This window comes from Streptomyces paludis (assembly GCF_003344965.1).
Lineage (GTDB): Bacteria > Actinomycetota > Actinomycetes > Streptomycetales > Streptomycetaceae > Streptomyces > Streptomyces paludis.
Map to the genome: position 1 here is coordinate 6,866,469 of NZ_CP031194.1, position 20,852 is coordinate 6,887,320.

At 67.9% G+C, this 20,852-nt stretch carries 11 protein-coding genes; 7 read left to right on the plus strand and 4 right to left on the minus strand.

The window, feature by feature from the left end; genetic code table 11:
* Nucleotide 1: 1 nt before the first annotated feature.
* The 3 genes from DVK44_RS36555 to DVK44_RS30360 form a co-directional block, all read right to left on the minus strand.
* Nucleotides 2-730, minus strand: a complete 729-nt coding sequence (locus DVK44_RS36555; protein ID WP_162794124.1) for a type IIL restriction-modification enzyme MmeI — start codon at nucleotides 728-730, stop codon at nucleotides 2-4.
* A gap of 1,161 nt (nucleotides 731-1,891) precedes the next feature.
* On the minus strand, nucleotides 1,892-2,113 hold the full coding sequence (locus tag DVK44_RS30355; protein ID WP_114663827.1) for a DUF397 domain-containing protein: 222 nt from the start codon (nucleotides 2,111-2,113) through the stop codon (nucleotides 1,892-1,894).
* Nucleotides 2,110-2,952, minus strand: coding sequence for a helix-turn-helix domain-containing protein (locus DVK44_RS30360; RefSeq protein ID WP_114663828.1), 843 nt, complete (start codon nucleotides 2,950-2,952; stop codon nucleotides 2,110-2,112). The genes DVK44_RS30355 and DVK44_RS30360 overlap by 4 nt, the downstream gene beginning before the upstream one ends.
* Before the next feature lie 281 nt (nucleotides 2,953-3,233).
* On the opposite strand from DVK44_RS30360, the gene DVK44_RS30365 reads away from it, so the two are divergent.
* Nucleotides 3,234-4,433 (plus strand): hypothetical protein, encoded by a 1,200-nt coding sequence (locus tag DVK44_RS30365; RefSeq protein WP_114663829.1) that lies wholly within the window; start codon nucleotides 3,234-3,236, stop codon nucleotides 4,431-4,433.
* Between the two features lie 140 nt (nucleotides 4,434-4,573).
* Complete coding sequence (locus DVK44_RS30370) at nucleotides 4,574-6,955, plus strand: DUF2786 domain-containing protein (protein ID WP_162794126.1); 2,382 nt, start codon at nucleotides 4,574-4,576, stop codon at nucleotides 6,953-6,955.
* A 72-nt stretch (nucleotides 6,956-7,027) separates the two neighbouring features.
* On the opposite strand, the gene DVK44_RS30375 is transcribed toward DVK44_RS30370, so the two are convergent.
* Complete coding sequence (locus tag DVK44_RS30375) at nucleotides 7,028-9,574, minus strand: GmrSD restriction endonuclease domain-containing protein (protein WP_114663831.1); 2,547 nt, start codon at nucleotides 9,572-9,574, stop codon at nucleotides 7,028-7,030.
* Nucleotides 9,575-9,720: 146 nt separating this feature from the next.
* On the opposite strand from DVK44_RS30375, the gene drmA reads away from it, so the two are divergent.
* From drmA to DVK44_RS30400, 5 genes are all read left to right on the plus strand, one after another.
* Nucleotides 9,721-13,644 carry a DISARM system helicase DrmA gene (gene drmA, locus DVK44_RS30380; protein ID WP_114663832.1) on the plus strand — a complete coding sequence of 1,308 codons (3,924 nt, stop codon included), beginning with the start codon at nucleotides 9,721-9,723 and terminating at the stop codon, nucleotides 13,642-13,644.
* A complete protein-coding gene (gene drmB / locus DVK44_RS30385) occupies nucleotides 13,641-15,536 on the plus strand; it encodes a DUF1998 domain-containing protein (protein WP_114663833.1) in 1,896 nt (631 codons plus the stop codon). Before drmA ends, drmB begins: the two co-directional genes overlap by 4 nt.
* Nucleotides 15,537-15,552: 16 nt before the next feature.
* Nucleotides 15,553-16,311 (plus strand): DISARM system phospholipase D-like protein DrmC, encoded by a 759-nt coding sequence (gene drmC, locus DVK44_RS30390; protein WP_114663834.1) that lies wholly within the window; start codon nucleotides 15,553-15,555, stop codon nucleotides 16,309-16,311.
* Nucleotides 16,312-16,478: 167 nt separating this feature from the next.
* Nucleotides 16,479-17,954 (plus strand): M14 family zinc carboxypeptidase, encoded by a 1,476-nt coding sequence (locus DVK44_RS30395; RefSeq protein WP_162794128.1) that lies wholly within the window; start codon nucleotides 16,479-16,481, stop codon nucleotides 17,952-17,954.
* A 154-nt stretch (nucleotides 17,955-18,108) separates the two neighbouring features.
* Nucleotides 18,109-20,793 (plus strand): ATP-binding protein, encoded by a 2,685-nt coding sequence (locus DVK44_RS30400; RefSeq protein ID WP_228447434.1) that lies wholly within the window; start codon nucleotides 18,109-18,111, stop codon nucleotides 20,791-20,793.
* The last annotated feature ends 59 nt before the right edge of the window (nucleotides 20,794-20,852 follow it).

Here is a 20,852-nt window from a genome sequence, read left to right on the forward strand (position 1 = left end):
ATCAAAAAAGCGCGTCCATCCGCGCGGGCCCGGAATTTCCATCTTTGTCGCCGGTTGACCTGCCGGGTAGCAGAGTTTGACTACCGACGCTGATCAGGCAATGCGCACTCTCGGCATTCTTTTGTGTGTGATTAAGCTCAAGGAGACGGTCCAGAATCTCGGTCTGCACGCGAGGCGAAACTGTAAACCTTGTGCCCTGTCGGGTTGAATAAAAACCATGCCCGAGAGTCAAATCAGACCACCCGTACGCCTCGGTCACGACTGCATCAATCTCTCGGTGGACACCCCGGAGGGAGGAAATATCGCTATCCACAACAGTTCGATCGTTGATCATGTTGTATAGCTTCGTCAATCCCAGTTGCCGATCGGCCATAATCCCGCCCCTCAACTCATTGAGCGCGGTTCCGACTCTCTCCATTTGTTCCGTTGCCACAGGCTGAGGCAACGTCTCATAAACATCAGACGACGAGTAATTAAGATCCGCCTTCATCGTTGATGAGTTGCGCCATGCCCAACTTGAGTGCAATGAACTCGACATGAGGGCGAGATTCGCGTTGTCGGGCAGGGTGAAGACGCCCAACTTGTGAGACAGAACCTGCCTGCTGGGAACAAGAGTCGGCATTACCGTTCGGCTCACAAGCGATACCACCAGGACACGTTCCAAGTCGTGAATAGCCTTCAGCATCGCTGGCCGCTTCTCGGCGTACTGCCACCAATAGCGACTGTACATCGTCCGATTATTTGTCAGCCGCACAGGTTTCACGTCTCGCTCGATGATGGCGAATACTTCCGGGGATCGCCCCGCTTGTGTCGATAGTTAAACGTCCTACATTGGTAAAAACGTCAAGGGAGTGCGATCAATCAAGATAATAATCGTTCAAAATTTGACAGATTCCTGACGAATCGTTTAACGATCTTGTAGGGTGATCATTTTTTGCATATGACCCTTGATAGTTATGCGGCGTCCCAGCGTGCTGACGGTTACTCGCAGAACACCATAAATGCCAGAGTTCGATGCGTTCGAGCTATTGCCCGGGCTGCTGGTGTGGAGCCGGCGGGCTTGCGTGTGGAGCACGTTGGGTCGTACTTGGCTGCGAGGCCCCTCCTTCCTTGGTCGCGTCGAACTTATCTCAATCACCTGAAGTCGTTCGGTAGATGGTTGGGGGTTGATTTGGTGAAAGGGATAAGGAAGCCTCCTGCGCCGCGTTCCACGCCTAACCCTATAGCGGAACAAGACCTCAAGAAGCTGTCCGCTTCAGCGCGGGGTGTTCAGAGAGCGTGGGTGCTGCTTGGTGCCTTCTGTGGTTTGCGTGCTCACGAGACTGCCAAGATTGATCGAAAAGATGTGACGATACTTGAAAACGGAGACGTTTTTCTTCGCGTGATGGGAAAAGGTGGGCGAACGGATGTTGTGCCTGTCCCGCCTGTAGTCTTTAAGGAATTGAACCTCTCGGTTGAAGGTCCATTGTGGGCTGGTGTGCGTGCCGAAAAAGTGTCGCGGTCAATAGCGATTGCCGCATCGAAGCTTGGCATTCGAATGAGATATCATCAACTGCGACATAGATATGGCACTGCAGTTTATCGGGCTTCAGGAAAGGATCTACTGCTTACGCAGAAATTGATGCGGCACGCTTCTCCCGCAACTACCGCCGGATATGCGGCCGTAGCCGATGATCAAGCTTATGTCATAGTTGGAGCGTTGCCAGGTGCTGACCCTAAAACAACAAGACGAGATATCACGAGGAAGTGGACCTCCTCGGTATGTAGTTCCTGTCAATCGCACAAGTAGCAACTGGCGGGGAAGCCGATTCACTGTCAGTGCCGGTGTCATCTCTGGGTCGTCGGCTGTCCTGCCGGCGCTATGCGCTGGCAGGACAGCGACTTGGGGGAATCAGAGGGTTACGTCTTCCCGCCCGCTTGCGAAGTACACGAACGAGCCCCAACTCTCGGCTGCTACTCGCAGTATCGGTCCCGGCGAACTCTTGGAGTCGCGGACGTGTACCGACCCCGGTGCGAGTGCCACTTCCACGCACTCCCCGCCACCGGTACCGCTGTAGCTGCTCTTGAACCAGGCCAGGACTGGAGCGCGCTTGTCCGACTGGTTGTTGTTCATAGCTCCCCTATGGTGCGCTCGATGAGACGTGCAGACTCCTCCATGTTGAGAGCCTGCGACCGGAGCATTCCATAGCGCAGCCAGAACTTGCTGACGTCGTCAGGTTCGGAGATCACCACTCCGATGTCCTGTGATTCGATGTACGCCACGTTCCGGTGTTCTGGCGTCTCCACGAGCACCATGGACCCGTTGAGCCCGGAGTGGGATCCGAAGGCGGTTGGCATGATCTGGATCTGGACGTTGCGGGTTTCGGCGCGTTTCAGCAGTTGGTGAAGCTGCCGCTTCATGGCCTCTGGTCCACCCACTGGCCTGTGGAGGACTGCTTCCTCGATCAGGAAGGATGCCACAAAAGGCGGCTTTTCGCGGTTCAAGATGTTTTGTCGGTCCATTCGAGCCGCGAGCCATTCGTCGATGGTGCCGGTGTCCAGCGGCGGAAAGTGGGCTGTGAGCAGGGCCCGCGCATACTCCTCAGTCTGGAGCAGCCCCGGGACGACGTAGCCGCCATACCAGAAGAAACTGACCGCGTCCGATTCGATCGACGCGAAGTTCTGGAAGAACGTCGGCAGTCGCGCCAGGTCCACGTCCTTCTGCAACGCCTCCAGCGTCCCGTGTGCGGACAGCCTCGTCTCCGCTGCCTTCGTGAACACCGGCTTCGCCGGTCTGCGGCCCTGTTCGATCGAGCCGACCTGTTCGACCGAGTAGCCCACCACCTCGGCGAATGTTTCCTGCGTCAGTCCCGCCCGTTCTCGGAAGAGCTTGACCAGTCTTCCGTAGGCGACCCAGACGCCCGGCCGTTCGTCGCCCTGGGTCCGCTGCTTCGTCTGACGGCTGGTTCCCATACGCCTCACACCTCAACGTGCTGACGTGCGCATCAAGTTAACTGCCCAACGCCACGCACCTCATCCACGTCACGGCCCGCGACTCGTACAAGAGCGACCCCGACCCGTACAAGTTCAACCTTCTACATGAAGCCGTCTCGCATCACCACGTCACTCCATGCGGTGAACTCTGTACGCCGTCTCCGGGCACCCGAACGGCCGGAAGAGACGTGTCAACGGCCTCTTGAACAGATGGAGTTCTCTCCCGGCGCCGCGCCCGTCCACCGGTACGCTTTGGGGCCGTGAGCGAGTACCAGTACTACGAATTTCTGGCCATTGACCGTCCGCTGAGCGCGCGGGAGCGTGAACAGGTACGCGCGCTGTCCAGCCGGGCCGAGATCACGTCCACGAGCTTCAGAAACGAGTACCACTGCGGCGACTTCCGTGGCGATCCCACCCAACTGACGGAAGCCTTCTACGACGCCCACCTCTACTACGCGGACTGGGGCAGCCGGCGCCTCCTCCTGCGTCTGCCCGCGGCTTCCCTCCCTGCCAAGTCCGTTGCCCCGTATCGCATGGAGGAGTCGCTGAGCGCGTGGACGCGTTCTGGGCACACTCTGGTGGACCTCTCCCTCTCGTGGGAGGACGGGGAGGAATGGGACTTCGAGTCCTCGTTCACGTTGGCGTCACTCGTCGGCGTGCGCGCCGAGTTGGCGGCGGGTGATCTCCGTGCCCTTTATCTGGCGTGGCTCGCCGGGCTGACCGAATGGGAGCTTCAAGAGGATGACGAGGAGTCGTACACACTCACCCTGGAACCGCCCGTGCCCGCCGGCCTTGGTGAGTTGACCGGCCCGCAGCGGACCTTGGCCGATTTCCTGAACGTGGACCCCGATCTGCTGGCCGTGGCGAGCCGTGCCAGTGCGCCCGGCTCGGCCGTGCCGCCCACTGTCGCGCCGGACCTCGGCAAGACGGAGAAGAAGGCGCTGGCGGCCTACGTCGCCGCACTGCCCGCCGCCGAGAAGAACGCCCTGCTCGTCAAGGCCGCGCTCGGAACAGGGCCGCATCCCGGGCCGCACCTGCTCGCCCGGTACCGCGCCACTCTCGTCGCCGGTCCGCCCCTGTCCGGCGACGCGCCCACCCGCCGAACCGCCGCTCAGCTGCTCGACGCGGCCTTTCGCCATCGCACCGAGCGTGATCAGCGCGAGCAGCGGGCGCGTGCCGAGGCCGAGCGGGTCCGTGCACTGGAAATCACCTCGGCCCGCGAGGCGCAGCTGGCGAGTCTTGCCGAGAACACCGACCAGGCATGGCAGGACGTGTACGACATGGTGGTGGAGAAGAAGCCCACTCGGTACGACCTCGCCGTCACCCTGCTCAAGGATCTTCGCGAGGTTCACGGCCGCGCGGACACCGGTGGCGTCTTCGACCGGCGGATTGCCGAGCTTCGTGCCACGTACCCCAACCGACCTGCCCTGCTGCGGCGCTTCAGTGAGGCGAAATTCTGAGCCGGCGTTCCGAGCCGGCATTCCGAACCGCCCACCCCGCGACGAACCACCTCACGGAAGCCGTGTCGGCGTAGCCCGGTCCGTACAAAGATCCTAGGATCACCGGGACTTGGGGCCGAGACTTCATCGGGGAGAACGACGTGGACCAGCGCGAGACCGACCAGTACCGAAGCGATCCTGCCGACAGGCCCGAGGAGTTCCTGCGGCGACGGCGCGCATGGGTGAGCGGTGTGGTGGACGAGCTCAGCACGTCCTGCGCGAGTCTTGCCCCTGGACTGTGCGCCATGCTTCCCGATGATCTCGGGGACCGTCGGTGGGTTGAGGCGCTGTTGGTCGCGCGTATCGCGGCGGCCGAGGCCGGCGTTCGTCCGCCGGACGAGACGCTGGGGGAGCTGACCCGGATCATCACACCCAGGGAACGTGATCGACGTGCACTCCCCGACACCCTCGATGATGTGCGTGAGGGCCTGCGGAGCAACGAGTTGCCCGTCCTCCGGTCCTGGCACGCGGAGTCGGTGGAGAGCCTTCTCCTTGCCGAGTGGTTCCATGAGCGCGCCGGTTCTGTAGGCGCGGCACGCGCCGAATCCGAGCTGATGTACCGGTGGGGTCTGAGTGAGCCGGGCGAGGCGGTGACCCGTGCGGTGGAGCGGGCCGTACAGGATCATGGGCTGGGGACACTCGCGGAGTTCTTCGGCGAGCCCGACCGGGACGATCCGACGCGTATCTTCTCCGAGGGCTTCTTCGGCCAGTCCTACCTCGCCGAGCGGATGAGGGACCGGACGCTACGGGCCGGCGAGATTCTGGAGACGGCCGGACATCTGACTCAGCTGGCGGAACAGCGTTCCTGGGTAAAGGAGTTCGAGGAGTGGATCGAGGACCAGCAGCAGTGGGCCGAGGCCCCGCACGCGGAGCAGTTCCTGGAACATATCGGGACCGTCCTCGAGGCGTACTCCGCTGATGTGCTCGACCCCGTCCTCGACGCTCTTTCGGCAGTCGAACGCGGCTTGGTGGAGCGCGTCCACGACCCCGAAGCCGACATCGCCGAGCTGTATCTCGCCGAGTTCCTGGACGGCCCGGCCGTCGACGAGGAACAGCCGTCGGGGAACGGGCTGTCCTGGCGAGGTATGCGTGGCTCCCTGCCGGTCTGGTTCCATGTCGTCACGACCCCTCAGGAAAGGGCCGCCGCATTGGCCTTCACCGGGGTGGCGGCGCCGCCCGTGGTGCATATCGAAACGGACGCCCCGGGCGCCGAGGAACCGTTCCAATTTCCCTTCGACTTCGGTGAGAACGAGCCCGACGTATTGCCCGGCGTGCTGGACGCCGGCGAGTGGTATCCGGAGCCGGGGATCCGGCTGGGCTACGGTCGGGACGACGTCGTCGCCCTGTGTGAACTGCTGGTCCTGGGGCAACTCGGTTATGCGCGGTTGGAGTTCCTGATCCGCGACGCGAGCGGAGCGCTCCGCGTTCTGCGAACCGTCCGCGCCGAGCTGCCCGCCGGCCGCGGGAGGGTTCTGGCGTACGCGGCGCTCCGGGCGTTGAGCCGTCTTGTGTCGAGCCCGGAGCAGCTGGCATCGAAGTTGACCGGTGCGTACGAGGAGTTGGACGACGAGTACGGCGACGAGGGCAGCGACGAGTACGGCGAGGAGTGCGAGGGCGGTTCCGGTGGAGAGGGGCTTGCCCATGGAGGCGAAGCCGAAGGAGACAGCGGGGCCGGGACCGGAGCGGGAGCCGGGGTGGAGCGCCGTGACGGCCAGGCCGAGGACCTTCTCAACAAGGTGCGGAGTCTGCTGCGCAAGGGGGAGGACGAGGGCGCCACGAAGGAGGAGGCCGAGACATATCTGAAGAAGGCCGCCGAGCTGATGGCGAAGTACGGCATCGAGCAGGCGATGCTTCATGCCGACCGTCCGGACTCCGATCACCCGGCCGACCAGCTCGTCGTTGTCGCCGACCCGTACGCCCGGCAGAGTCAACGGCTGCTTTCCCTGATCGCGTTCGCGCTGCGGTGCCAGAGCGTGTATCTCGACCGGAAGACCCCCGGGACCGGTCGGGTGGTGCGACGGGTCCACATCTTCGGCTTCGCGTCCGATCTGCGGCGGGTCACCGTGCTGTACGCCGGACTGAGGCTCCAGATGCTGCATGGCGCCGAGCGGGCGGACAAGGTGTTCCGGCGGCCCGACGAGAACAGTAAGGCCTACAAGCGGTCGTGGATGTACGGGTTCATGGCGGAGGTCCGTGTCCGGATCGAGGAGGCGGAACGCGCCGCGCGGGGCGACGCCGAGCGTGAGCGGCAGGCGGAAGAGTCCAGCGACCAGCGGCCGGCCGGGCGGAGTGTCGCGCTGGTGCTGGCCGACCGTACGACTGTGGTCGAGGCTCGCATCGCCGAGACGTATCCCAAGATCAAGAAGGCCGGGAAGATCCGTTTCCAGGGCACTGGCTACCGGCAGGGCCGTACGGACGGGCAGCGGGCCGACATTGGGGGGCCCACGGTGGCCGACGCCGACATCCCCGTTCCCCTGCTCTGACGTCGTTGAGCCGGTGCCGAACCGAGGCGTCCACTCGACGCGTCGGTTCGGCACCGGGTGGACCCGGCGGGATCAGGGCCGACGGGAAAGGTCCAGCGCGGCTGCGTGGACGAACCACTCCAGGACCGCGCTGATCTCCTTGTCATGCTTCGCGAAGACCTGAAGGGGGAACGACGGGCGGAGTTCGAGCTTCGACTCGGGGAGGTCGATGCCGTCGATCTCGTTGAGGCGCCGCAGCAGCTGGCGTCGGTGTTCCGTATCGTCGAAGGGAGCCCGGTCCTTGAGGTACTGGAAGACGACTTCGACCACCCCGGTGACCGGATACAAAGCCATGGGCCACAACCGATGCTCTTTGGAGGCTGTGCCCGCGTCGAGCATGGGAAAGCAACTGGTCTCGTCGTGGCGGCCGTATTCGAGGTAACCCCCCTGCCGTCGCCAGAACGCCAGCGCGGCGAGGACACCGGCTGCCGCTTCCGGCTGGTTCTGTGCCAGTTGGGTCTCGAAACGGTGGGCGGCCTGAGTGTTCTCTCCCTCCGGCAGAGGATCATGCACCGCGTCCTGCGGCACTTCCTTGCCGATCAGGGTGGCGAGTTCGGCGGCGGACAGCCGGTGCGAGGAATGGCCACGGCCCGCGGCGTCGAACGGCACCCCTTCTTGTTCCAGCAGCCCCTGCGGCGTGTCGTCCCGGCCGTCGAGCCAGCGGAACGCGGGAGACACCCTGCCGTCCGAGGTCAGTACGCGGAAGGCACCGATGATCTCCGGAGTGGAGGCAAGATGGTTGCCGACGGGCTTGGGGTGACTGCCGATCAGCTCGGCGATATCGCCATAGGTCGTCCATGTGCCGCTCGGCATCGCGACCAGTGCCGTACGCAGCTCCTGCCAGCCGGCCCAGGTGTCGTCGGCCGTCGCGGTCGAGCCGACGGGGCCCGGCCAGAGGGCGGCGGCCCGCTCGGCGAGGCGGTCCGCGCGCGCCATGATTTCCGCTCTGCCCCAGCGGAGGGATGTGGCGATCTCCTGGTTCATGCGGAGTGCGCTGGAGTCGTAGATCTCCTGCTTGCGACGGAACGGGTGGTTGGAGAGCTTGGTGTTCTCGCCGCTCAGGGTGAGATTGCCGATGGTGTGGACCAGGAGATCGTGCAGTTCCTTGGGAGACTGGTCGACCTCGGTCTCCTCGGCGAGCAGATCGAGCCATTCCCTGGATGGCTTCTGTGGAAGGACATGTTCGATGCTCAGCTTCGCCTTGGTGAAGTCGACGGGTTCGGCGGAACCGTAGCTCTCCTCCAGCCGTCGCAGTACCAACCTTCGCTGCTGTGGCTGTCCGCTCCAGTAGAAGGGCTTGGAACGCATTGCCTGCCGCATCACGTCGTCGGCCGGCCACCGGCGACGGGGGCTGGAGAGGAAGCGGCGTACCGCCTCGGCGGTGGGACGGTCCCGCTCCAGCTCCTTGGGGGCGTCCATGAAGATCCGGGTCAGGCTGTTGGTCGGGGTCTGACAGATCAGGCGCCGGACCAGGTACGACTCCACGTAGAGGAGCGCTTCCGCCGCATCCTCGGCGGTGGTCTGCCCGGTGTCGACGAGGTCCAGCAGATGGAGTGCGAGCGGGAGGTGCGTTCTGCCGCCCCAGTCGACCAGTCGCCGCAGCGCGGAGCGCAGCGGCGCCGAGCGCTCGCGCTCCGGTTCCAGTACGCGTAGCAGGCGGTCGCCGCGCTCGGCGAGTGCGGCGATCTCCTGTTCCAGCGCCGCCTCGTCATTGGCCAGTGGTTCCAGGCGGGTTTGCTGTTCCCGGTAGACCTCGGTCTGGGTGACCTTGTTCCGGCCGCGCACCACGAGATCGAGCCAGGCCAGCAGCTCCAGCCGCTGGGGGCCGAGTTGTTGCTGCATCGGCAACCAGAGTTCCGCGTAGACACGCTCGCCCCGGGTGGGCAGGAGCATGAATACATAGTTGCGCAGAAGATCGCTCTGACGGAGTCCCTCGCCGGTGTTGTTGATCGACTCGAAGATCCGGTAGACGTTGTCGCCGGCCTGAGCCGTGATTTCCACAATGGAGAGAAGATCTTTGAGGACTGTCTCGACGGTCGGTGCCCAGCCATCGCCGTTCTCCGCGGCACCGTTGGCGAACACGCCGCGAAAGTAGCGGTATGCGTTGCCGATGTTGTCGCTCCCGCCCGCCTGGGGGGTGCTTCCCATGCAGGCGGTGTAGGCGGCGCGGTCCGCCTGGGTCGGCAGCAGCCGGTAGTGTCCGTTCCCCTCGTGGAATTCGTTGACCAGGATCTGACGGTGCACCCGGTCGGCCGCCCGTGCGTTTCCGGAGTCCTTGTAGTGGTCGCGCAGCGAGATGAACGCCAGCATCAGTGTGGTCAGCCTCTGCTGGCCGTCCACGATCAGCCAGCGCTGTACGCCGCCGGCCTGGATCAGGCCCGGTGCGAGTACTACTGAGCCGAGGAAATGCGGCGGGTGGGGCGTGTCCGAGCCCAACTGCTCGTCCACCAGTTCGCGCACGTCTTCCCAGAGCCGTTCGAGATGAGTTCGGCGCCAGCTGTAGGTGCGCTGGTACAGAGGTACCTGAAACTGCTTCTCCCCCTGGACGAGTTTGAGAAACGTGATCTCCTGAGCGCGCATTGCTGCCCTGCCTCCTCCACGGTGCACCTCACCGCACTGCGTTGCCGGATTGCGATCGTACCGATCGCTGAGCGCGTTGTGAACACAGTCAATGAACTGTAGCCTCGCTGGGGTCGGCCGCTTCTTTCCGAAAGGTTCCGATCGTCATGCCCTCCCAGCCCGCCCCCGCACCCGGTGTGCCCCACCCCCTCGAAGAGGTGCCGCAGACCTTTCGCGCCGGCGACTCGTACGACGCGCGCGACGGTCTGGCGACGTATATCCGCAGAGACCTTCTCGGTCCGTGGGCGCTGGAGAACGGCGGAGTGAGGGAACAGCTCCCGCAAGGTTCGGCGGGTCCGCGCGACCGCTATCTCGTGGGGATGCTCGGCCCCCGTTCCCAGGGTGTTACGGCTGATCAGCGGGCTCGTACCGCAGCTCAGGCCACGGAGGGCGAGGCGGGCGGCGACGGGGACGCGAGCGAGGGCGAACTGCGGGACCGGCTCACCCCGCAGGCCGCCGGACGGATCTGGGCGTCGTCCATGGGGCTCTCCTTCGTGGTGCCCGCTTCGATCGGCACACTCAGCGTCGTCGCCTCCTGGGGGCGGTACACGCTCACCGACACCGTCACCGACGCCGGTGGTCCGCGGCGGGTGTGGGAGCGCGAACCGGTGTCCCATCCGTGCGACATCGACGTCGTCGGAACCGGCGACCGCACGGTGGTTCTGGAGGGTGACGAGGACGCGGGCATTCACCTGAACGTGCAGGTGCGCGAGCGGGGCGCGGGCCCGGAGCGGGAAGACCTGCGGGTGGTGGAGGTCGCGCTCGTCAACAAACTCCAGGACACGGCGGAGCGCCGCGACGCCAACTGGCTCTTCCAGACGGCACTTGTCGTCACGGCGTTCCCCGACGACCGGGCCGCGGTCTTCCTGCCGATCGACGATCCGCTTGCGCCCGGCGCGGCCGGTGACACCGAGGACCGGGAAGAGGTGCGACTGCGCCTGCTCTACCGCGACACCCTGCGCCACTCGGTCGGCCGCAACGTCGCCGTGAACGCCGAAGTGCGCCGTGGCGAGCGTTATGCCCACCGGCTTGCCACCACCTGGCTGCCGGAGTATGACGTACGGGCCACCACCGCGCCCGCGGCGGAGCAGCAGGACCTCCTGACCGGCCTGGAACTGGGCATGGACGAGCTGGCAGAACTCGCCGTGCCTGCCCGCCGCAAGGAGCTCACCGAAGCGCTCGCCCCGCTCGCCGACGGCTACCATTCCTGGCTCCGGACACAGCTCGCGGCGGCCCAGCCGCTCCCCTCCGATCTGCGGCAGGCCGCCGTGACCGCGATCGAGCAGGCCGAGGACGTCTGCCACCGCATCGCCTTTGGGATCGACGCGCTCAGCACCGACGACAACGCACTCGAAGCGTTCCGCTTCGCCAACCGGGCGATGGCGCTGCAACGGCGCAATACCGCCGTCGCCGCCCGTCGGGCCGGCCGAGAGGACGACGTCTCCTCCTACCGCGAGGCGTACGATGAGGTGTATGCCACCGGGAAGGGCGGCGCCGAATGGCGGCCGTTCCAGCTGGCCTTCGTCCTTCTCAACCTCGCCTCGCTCACCGAGCCCGGCCACCCGCACCGGTCCACCAGCCGCGAAGCCCTCGTCGACCTGCTCTTCTTCCCGACCGGCGGTGGCAAGACCGAGGCGTATCTCGGTCTGGCCGCCTACACGTTCGCGTTGCGAAGGCTCCAGGGCGTCATCGGTACGGGAACCGAGGCGCGCAGCGGTGAAGCCGGCGTTGGCGTGCTGATGCGCTACACACTCCGGCTGCTGACCGCCCAGCAGTTCCAGCGTGCCGCGGCCCTGGTCGCGGCGGCCGAGAAGCTGCGCCGGGACGAATTCGGCCGGTCGAGGTGCGACCGTACGCAGTGTGCCGGGCGCGCGGCGTGTGCCCATCCGAAGCGCTGGGGCAGGACACCGTTCCGTATCGGACTGTGGGTGGGCACTTCTGTCTCGCCGAACTGGTTCACCGACGCGCAGGAGCAGATCGCCGGCGCGAAGGAGAGCGGCAGTGACAAGCACGCACGGGTTCTTCAAGTACTCAACTGCCCTTGGTGCGGTCAAGGCTTGACTGCTCGTCAGAACATGGAACACGACGATGGCCGGCGCCGCGTGCTTCTGTTCTGTCCGCGTGGAGAAGGTGAGGACCGCTGCCCCTTCTCGCGGCGCGACTCGCCCGGCGAGGGCATCCCCGTACTCACCGTGGACGAGGAGATTTACCGGCTGGCCCCCGCCATGGTGATCGCCACGGTCGACAAGCTGGCCCAACTGCCCTGGAACGGCTACGCCGGGCTGCTCTTCGGCCGGGTCACCGAATGGTGCGAGCGGCACGGCTACCGCCACGACGACCTGGACCAGCAGACCGGTTGCCGCAGCAGACATACCGTCAGGGACGGACTGAAGGCGGTCACCGCGCAGCCCGTCCCCGCCCGGCTGCGGCCCCCGGACCTGATCATCCAGGACGAGCTGCATCTGATCTCGGGAGCGCTCGGCACCACCGTCGGACTCTTCGAGGCGGCGGTCGATCAGCTGTGCAGCTGGACCTACACCGACAGTGAGGGCGTCCGCCGGGACGTCGGGCCCAAGATCGTCGCGTCCACGGCCACCACCAAGCGCGCCGCCGAACAGGTACGTGGTGTGTTCGGCCGACGGGTGGCGGTCTTCCCGCCGCAGGTGCTGGACGTGGGCGACACGTTCTTCTCGCGGCAGATGGAGCACAGCCGTGACCAGCCGGGTCGCCGCTATCTGGGAGTGTGCGCCCACGGGACCCGTCTGAAGGCGGCCGAGATCAGGGTGGCCGAGATTCTGCTGCTCGGAGGGCAGCAGCTCTTCGACGACTACGGGGCAGCCGCCGATCCCTATATGACCCTCGTCGGCTACTTCAACGCCACTCGTGAACTCGCGGGCATGCGCAGGTACCTGGACGACGACATCACCACCAGAGTACGGAGCAACGGCGGCCGCAAGGGCAGCGATCCGATCGCCGACCGCATCATCACCCGGGCCGGGATGCTGAACATCCAGGAACTGACCTCCCGCATCTCCTCGGCGGACATCAGTCTGACGCTCAAGCGGCTGGAGAGCGGCTTCGATCCGGAGCGCGACACCTCGCTGCGACGCAAGGCGCTCGCTGCCGAGTACCGTTCCGCCCTGCTGGAGAAGCGTGAACGGCGGGCCGCACTGACGCCCTTCGAGAAGCAGGCGGTGGACGTCGTCCTCGCCACCTCCATGCTTCAGGTCGGCGTCGACGTGTCCCGGTTCGGTCTGATGCTCGTCGTCGGCCAGCCGAAGAACACGGCCGAGTACATCCAGGCATCGTCCCGAGTGGGCCGTGACAGACACCGTCCCGGTCTCGTCGTCACGCTCTACAACTGGTCCCGCCCCCGTGACCTGGCGCACTTCGAGGACTTCGCCCACTACCACGCCACCTTCTACCGGCAGGTCGAGGCGCTCTCCGTCACCCCGTTCACCCGGCGGGCCCTGGACCGCGGCACCGCGCCCACGTACATCGCCGCGCTGCGGCAGGCCACGTACGAGCACTCCCGCAACACCGACGCCCAGCACATCGACCTCGACGGTGAGATCGCGGGCGAGGTCGAGCGGCGCCTGCTGGAAAGGGCGGAGCGGGTCGGTGGCAGCCGCGCGCGGGAGTATCTGCAGGACCGGATCGGGACGCTCAAGGACAAGTGGGCCGATCGGCGCGAGACCGGGGGAGTCCTCGGCTTCCGACGGGAGAAGAAGAAGGACACCCTGGTCACGCCGTTGCTGCACAAGGCGGACGGCTCGCGTTGGGACGAACTCACCGTCCCGATGTCCATGCGTGAGACGGAGAATGAACTCAATCTGCTGATCCAGGGGGGTGGCGCCTTCATGGACCAGCCCTCGAGCAGCGGACCAGGCTGGCGCTTCAGCCCGGCCGGAGGTGATGGCGCGGACACGGACGCCGTCACCGGCGGCGGCGACACCCCCGTCGACGCCGACGAGTACGGAGAGACGGCGGCCGGCGACGGCGCTGCCGGAAAGGGACGGCGACAGCGATGAGCAGCGGCTACTTCCGCAGAGTCGGCGCGGCCCGGCCCAGTCACCTCATGTACACCGCGGGCGTGGGAGCCCTGATCGACCTGCCGAACTTCTCCGTACTGGTCAAGGGCCTCGAATCCTGGAGCCACGCGGGCCTCACGGACTACACCATCGACGAGCCCCGGCTGCGTACCGCGGTCAACCGCTCGCTCCAGCTCTACGGCAACGCGCGGATCACCGAGCTGCGCGCCGCCCCCTGGACCGAGGGCGCGGACAAGTCTCCCAAGGGGACGGCCGCGCAGGACATCGGGGTGCCGGTCATGCCGTTCCCCCAGTGGTTGCGGTGCACCGCCTGCAACCTCCTCGCCGCCATCGACACCGAGGCGTTCGCGTTCATCAACAGCAATCCACGCGCCCCGCACGAAGCGAAGTTCGTGCATGACTGCAAGTCCGGTAAACCGCTTGCCGTGGCGGCCCGCTTCACTCTGGTCTGTGTCGGCGGGCATCTCGACGAATTCCCCTACAACCCGTTCGTCCACAGCGGTACGGTCTGCCCCAGGACGGCCCGGCCGCTGCTGAGGATGAAGGACCACGGTGGCAATCAGGCCGCGAACGTGACCATCGAATGCGTTGCCTGCGGCGCGAAGCGCAATATCCGGGACGCGATGGGAGAGCGTGGCCGCCGTAATCTGCCCGCCTGCCGTGGCCGCCATCCGCACCGTGCCTCGTACGAGCACGAGGGGTGCGCCGAGGAAGCGACCCTCATGGTCGCCGGCGCGTCCAACCAGTGGTTCCCGATCACCCTGAGCGCCCTCGCGCTGCCGCCGGCCCGAGGCGAGGACATCGCCGAACTCATCGAAGCGCGCTGGGAGGAGCTGAAGGGCATCACCTCCCGGGCCATCTACGACGTGATCGCCGCGCTCCCCGGATACGGCTATCTCAAGGAGCACGACCCCGCCGCGATCGTCGCCGCCGTCGAGGCCCGGCACCAGGGGGCCACCGGGCAGGGCGACCAGGAGGCCGCCGCCCCCGTGGACCTCCTCGGCCCGGAGTGGGCCGCACTCGCGTCGGCCGATGTGCCCACGCCGACGGACGACTTCACCCTGGCCCCCGTCACCGTGCCCCCGGCACTGACGGGCCTTTTCTCGGACGTGCGTCAGGTGGAGCGGCTCCGTGAGGCACGCGCGCTGATCGGCTTCACCCGGCTCGACGCGCCCGACCACGAGGCTCCCGAGATCGCCACGCCGGTGACACTGTCCCGTACCTCGCAAGGCTGGGTACCGGCCAGTGAGGTACGCGGCGAAGGGATTTTTCTGCGGGTGCGGGAGGACCTGCTGACCGAGTGGGCGCAGCGCATGAAGACGTCTCCGCAGATGGCGGCACATCGCAAGGCGTTCGGCCAGTTCCGTACCAACCGCAGATCCGATCGCTCGACCGGCCCCTTCGACGCGATGAGTGGCTGGCCGGGCGAACGCTACATCGCCCTCCACACCCTCTCGCATCTGCTGATCCGCACGATCGCCCTCGAATGCGGCTACAGCTCGGCGAGCCTCGCCGAACGCATCTACGCGGGCGACGAGGCGGACCCGAGAGCCGGCATCCTGATCTACACGGCGGTCCCCGACTCGGAGGGCACCCTCGGCGGACTCGTCTCGCTCGCCGACGAACCCCACTTCGAACGCATTGTCCGCAGGGCACTCAGGGATGCGGCGCGCTGCTCCTCGGACCCGCTCTGCGCCGAACGGCTCCCGCACGACACCGCGGACTATCTGCACGGGGCTGCCTGCCATGTCTGTCTCTTCGTCTCCGAGACGACGTGCGAACGCGGAAACCGGTTCCTCGACCGCCGCTTTCTGGTGCCCCTCGGAGACGGCCCCGACCAGGTGCTGACTCCGCGGGCCCTGCGGCCGTGAGCGACGGGGAGCGGCCATGAGCCGCAAGGAGTTCGAGGCCGCGGCGGAAGCGGCCGCGGAAGCCCTCGGCTCCTCCCGTACCAAGGACCTGGCCGGTGTGCTGTCGCGCGGCCGGGGACTGGACCACGCGCTGGACGCGGTACCGGGCCCCGACTCGCGCGACGCTGTCGTGGCGCTGTACGCGGCGACGGAACGCGCACGGATTCCTTACACCGAGGCCGCCGCGTATATACGCGGATTTGTGGCCGGCTGGGCGCGGCGCCGCGACGAGGTCGACGTCCGTACGGTGTGGAGCGGGCCCGCCACCCCAGGCGTTCCGGTTCGCGCGACGGCACGGGTACTGATCGAGGTCGTCCGCGAGGCACGCACCGAACTCCTGGCCATGACCTATTCGGCGCGCCCGTACGCCCCCTTGGCCAGAGCACTGTCGGACGCTGTGGACCGAGGTGTCGAGGTCCACGTGGTCGTCGAGACACGCCGAGGTGCGTCGGGACTGCTGAGCGGCCCCGAACCGGCCGCCGCGTTCTCAGCGGTCCGGGGGGTTCGGCTGTGGCACTGGGATCCGGCCGAGCGAGAATTCACGCACGCGCGTCAGCACGCCAAGCTGGCTGTCGCGGACCGTCGTCTCCTCTTGCTCGGCAGCGCGAACCTCACCGAGTCCGGGGTGCGCAGAAACCTTGAAGCCGGAGTCCTCGTTAGGGGAGGAACAGCTCCCCAACGGGCGGCGGACCACATAAGAGAACTTCAGCGGCGTCACATTCTGGTGCCCGTGTGAGTGTTGACGTGACGGGGGTACGTGGCAGACCATCGCGGTGGTTACGAAACGCGTTGGTCCAGTAACGCGATGTCGAGGGAGCTGCCCATGCGGGGAACAGCCATGAGCGACAGGACCGCGCGCTTGGTGACGAAGGCGACGGTTGTCCGGCGGATGGCGTGCGGGGCGTGTGCGCGCGGCGGCAGTTCGACCGAGGGCTGAGAGCCGTTGTGCCGGGCAGCTATCTCGACATTGACGAACTGACCCTCCGGGCCGAGGCTCTTGTCTCGGCGTATCCGGGCCGGGCCACGCTGCGGCGGATCGGTTCCTCGCGGGCCGGGGAGCCGATCCGGCTGCTGTCCGTCGGGCGGGGCAGCCGGCATGTGCTGGTGGTGGCCGGGCCGCACGCCAATGAGCCGGTCGGCGGGGTCACTGTGCTGCGGCTCGCCCGCCATCTGGCGAACGCGGACGCGAGGGCGGACGAGAAGCCGGGTGCGAAGGCGAACGGGGACGCGAGCGCGAAGGTGAACGGGGGCGCGGGCGCCGAGGCGTACCGGTCGTCGGCCGGGCCCGCGGACACCGTCTGGCACTTCGTGCTCTCGCTCGACCCCGACGGGGCCCGCCGCAACGAGCGGTGGCTCAAGGGGCCGATGACCATGGAGCATCACTTCCGGAACTTCTTCCGTCCCGGCTTCGCGGCGCAGCCCGAGTGGCTGCCCACCGCACCGGGAGCGCGGCCCCTGCCCGAGACCCGGGCGCTCCTCGACATCCAGGACGAGCTTCGGCCGTATCTCCAGTGCTCGCTGCACAGCGCCGACGTCGGCGGCGGCTTCGTCCAGCTGACCCGCCGGCTGCCGGGGCTCTCCGGCCCCCTGCTCCGGTCGGCCGGGGACCTCGGGATACCGGTCGAACTGGGCCCGTACGACGCCTTCTTCTGGCCCAGCCCCGGGCCCGGTGTCTTCGACATGCCGCGGCCGGAGGAGACCGACCAGTTCTCCTCGCTGCCCTCGGCGACCGCCACCTCCACCTGGTTCCACCCGCACCGGTACGGCACGGTCACCGCCGTCGTGGAGGCGCCGATGTGGGCCGTGGACGCCGTCGGTGACGCGTCGCCGCACCCCGATCCGCACGGCGCGCTGGACACCATCGGCGGTACCCTCCGGGGCGACGCGCGGCTGCTGTCCGGTCTGCTGGAGCAGGTCAGGGCGGGGCTGCCCGCGACGGCGGGGCCCCTGCTGGCGCCGATCGACGAGTACCTCGGCGTCTCGCCGGGACTGGCGGACGAATGGGCCTCCGAGGCCGTACGCGGCCCGGCCCCGGCGGCCGGCCGGCCGGGCCGGACCCCGCCGATGAACCGGGCGCGGGTCATGACCCTGCGGATAGCCGCCCGCCGTCTCATGGCCCGGTCCGCCGGGCTGATGCACCAGCTGCTCGCCGACGGCGGGGACGGCCCCACGGGTGCTGCGGCGCACGACGTGCGGACCGCCGTGGACCGCTTCCTCACCGAGCGCTGCCAGTCCTTCGAGGCCGACTGCCGCGCCCGCTGGGTCCCCGTGCGGGACCAGGCCGAGCACCAGTTCAGAGTCGTCCTCGCCGCCTCCGAACTCGCCGCCGGGGCGCCCGGGATCGCCGACTCGCCGAGGACAAGAACGGTACGGACATGAACCCGGCCGCGCCGCACCGTCGCGTACGGCCTTACTACGCCGGGCGCCCGCGCGCAGTCGAACGGTCGAATTCGTGGGGAATCGGGTCCGCCCGACGGATCCCGGGACTACGCTCGGCATCAGGCGCGAGCACTGTTCGAGACCGTGAGAAGCGATGAGACGTCCAAGAGGGGAGGGGATGCCGGTGTACCGGCCGGAGCGCACGGTCACCCTCCCGTTGCTGGAGCGTGAACCCGAACTGGCCGCGGCGGCCCACGCCGTGGACGCGCTGTGCGGACCCGAACCGGCGGGCGGGCTGCTCGTGTACCGCGGCGCCGCCGGGCTCGGGAAGACGGCCCTGCTCAGCGAGGTACGGCGGCTGGCGGCCGGGCGCTGTGTGGTCTGGTCGGCCCGGGGCGCCGAGGCCGTCGCGGCCGGGCCCTTCGACCTCGCCCGGCAGCTGTTCCGCTCCGCGCTGTCCGCCGACGACGGCGCGTCGCTCCTGGACGCACGGGAGTTGCTCGGCGACCGGTACGAGATCGTCGGGCCCGCGCTCGGCATAGTGCCGCCCGGCGAACAGCACGCCGACCCCCAGGGCGTACGGGACGGGCTCGACGCCATGGTGGAACGGCTCGCCGGCGCGCACGGCCCGCTGCTGCTCCTGGTGGACGACGCGCAGTGGTCCGACCTCGAAACCCTGTCCTGGCTGGCCTCGTTCGCCCGGCGCCCCGGCCGCGGACTGCCCGTCCTCGTGGTCGTCGCGTACCGCACCGAGGAGGCCGTCGGCGAGACCGAGGAGTACCTCCGTACGCTCGGCACCTCCGCCCGATTACTCGTCACCCTGCGGGAACTGACCGCGGAGGCGACCGCCGACCTCACCAGGACCGCGCTCGGTGACGCCGCCGACGGCCCGTTCTGCCGCGAGGTGTGGGCGGTCACCGGCGGCAACGCCTACGAGACGGTCGAGCTGCTCGCCAAGGTGCGCGAGAGCGGACTGAGCCCCGTTGACGAACACGCGAGCGAACTGCGGGTCCTGGGCGCCTCGGCGCGCGGTACGGGCCTGATCGCCCGGCTGGAGGAACTCGGCCCCGCCGCCACCCGGTTCGCCTGGGCCGCCGCCGTACTCGGCACGGACATCTCCCTCCATCTGGCGGTCGCGCTGGCCGGGATGAGCCACGAAGAGGCCGCCGAGTGCGCCGAACGGCTGCGCACGGCACGGATCCTCGTGGGCACCGACCCGCTGGAGTTCGTCCATCCGCTGATCGCCGGCGCCGTCTACCGGGCGATCCCGCCCGCCGTACGCACCGCGATGCACGGCCTCGCCGCCTGGGCGGTCTCGCGCAGCGGCCGGGGAGCCGCCGCCGCGGCGCCGCACCTCCTCGAAGTCCACCCCGACGGCGACCCCGAACTCGTCGAGCAACTGCGCGAGGCCGCCGCCGAGCACCTCGCGGTCGGCGCCCCGGACGCCGCCCGCCGCTGCCTCGAACGCGCCCTGCTGGAACCGCCGTTGTCCTCCGTACGGACCCTCCTGCTGTACGAACTCGGCTGCGCGACCCTGCTCACCTCACCCGCCACCACCGTCAGCCATCTGCGCGCCGCGCTCGACACCCAGCAGCTCGACGACCCGCTCCGGGTGGATGTGGTGTTCCGGCTCGCGCAGGCGCTCACCCACAACAACCAGACCGGCGACGCCGCCCATGTGGTGGCCACCGAGGTCGCCAGAGCCCCGGACGGCCCCGCCCGGATGCGGCTCCAGGCCGCGCACTTCCTGTGGGAGGGCGTCCAGGCCATCGAGGAGGACGGCCCGGACCGCTCCCGCAGACTGGCCCGTACGGCGAGCGGGCTCACCGGCCGCGACAGCACCGAACGCGTGCTGCTGATGCTGCGCGCCTTCGACGGCACGGCGCGGGGCGAGAGCGCCGAGGAGATCGTCCAGATCGCCGAACGGGCCCTGACGGACGGCGGATTGCCGACGGGCGTCGGCTGGGCCGACACCGTATGGGGCTTCGAGCCCCCGGCCCTGCTCGGCCTTTCGTACGCCTTCGCCGACCGGCTCGACCGGGCCGAGACCCTGTTCACCGAAGCGCTGCGGGCGTTCGAGATCTCCGGCTGGAGCGGCGGCCATCTGGCCTTCGCCCACGCGCTCGCCGGCTATGTCCAGCGCCGGCGCGGCCGGCTCGCGGACGCCGAGATGTATCTGCGCGAGAGCCTGCGGCTGGCCGACCGGGTCGGCAACGGCCTGCCGATGCACTGGGACGCGGCGTGCATGCTCATCGACACCCTGCTCGCGCGCGGCCATGTCGAGGAGGCGCGGGAGGCGGCCGAGCATTACTCGTTCGCCACCCCGTACTCCTCCTCCATCGTCATCCCTGACGCACCGTCAGTACGCGGACGGCTGCTGCTCGCCCTCGGCCGCAAGCGCGAGGCCATCGAGGAACTGGAAGCGGCAGGCGAGGCGTTGACCGCACGGGGCCGGCACAACACCGTCATGGCGCCCTGGGCCCTCGACCTCGCGCGGGCCGTGGCGGACGACGACCCGAGGCGCGCCGCCCAGCTCGCCTCGTACGCCCGCGACCGCGCGGAGCGGTTCGGCACACACACCGCCATCGGGGCCGCGCTGTGCTGCGCGGCGTCCCTGCGGGAGGGCCGGGCCAGGACCGACCTGCTGGCGCAGGCCGTCGCCCATCTCGAAGCGTCGCCGTCCCGCTACGAACTGGCCGTCGCCCGCGTCGAGTACGGGATCGCCGCGGGCTTCCCCGCCGAGCTGGCCTGCGGGCTGGAACTGGCCGAGAGCTGCGGCGCGGACGGGCTGGCGGAACGGGCCCGGACGGCGATGGCGACACGGCACGCGAAGCGCTGACCGGCGGGAGACCGGAAGAAAAGGGGGCGGACGGCGGGGCGCGGACCGGTAGGCTCGAT

Coding starts and splice junctions, on each gene's coding strand:
- DVK44_RS36555 (WP_162794124.1), bottom strand. CDS start 730: ATGTACAGTCGCTATTGGTGGCAGTACGCCGAGAAGCGGCCAGCGATG.
- DVK44_RS30355 (WP_114663827.1), bottom strand. CDS start 2,113: ATGAACAACAACCAGTCGGACAAGCGCGCTCCAGTCCTGGCCTGGTTC.
- DVK44_RS30360 (WP_114663828.1), bottom strand. CDS start 2,952: ATGGGAACCAGCCGTCAGACGAAGCAGCGGACCCAGGGCGACGAACGG.
- DVK44_RS30375 (WP_114663831.1), bottom strand. CDS start 9,574: ATGCGCGCTCAGGAGATCACGTTTCTCAAACTCGTCCAGGGGGAGAAG.
- drmA (WP_114663832.1), top strand. CDS start 9,721: ATGCCCTCCCAGCCCGCCCCCGCACCCGGTGTGCCCCACCCCCTCGAA.
- drmB (WP_114663833.1), top strand. CDS start 13,641: ATGAGCAGCGGCTACTTCCGCAGAGTCGGCGCGGCCCGGCCCAGTCAC.
- drmC (WP_114663834.1), top strand. CDS start 15,553: ATGAGCCGCAAGGAGTTCGAGGCCGCGGCGGAAGCGGCCGCGGAAGCC.
- DVK44_RS30400 (WP_228447434.1), top strand. CDS start 18,109: ATGAGACGTCCAAGAGGGGAGGGGATGCCGGTGTACCGGCCGGAGCGC.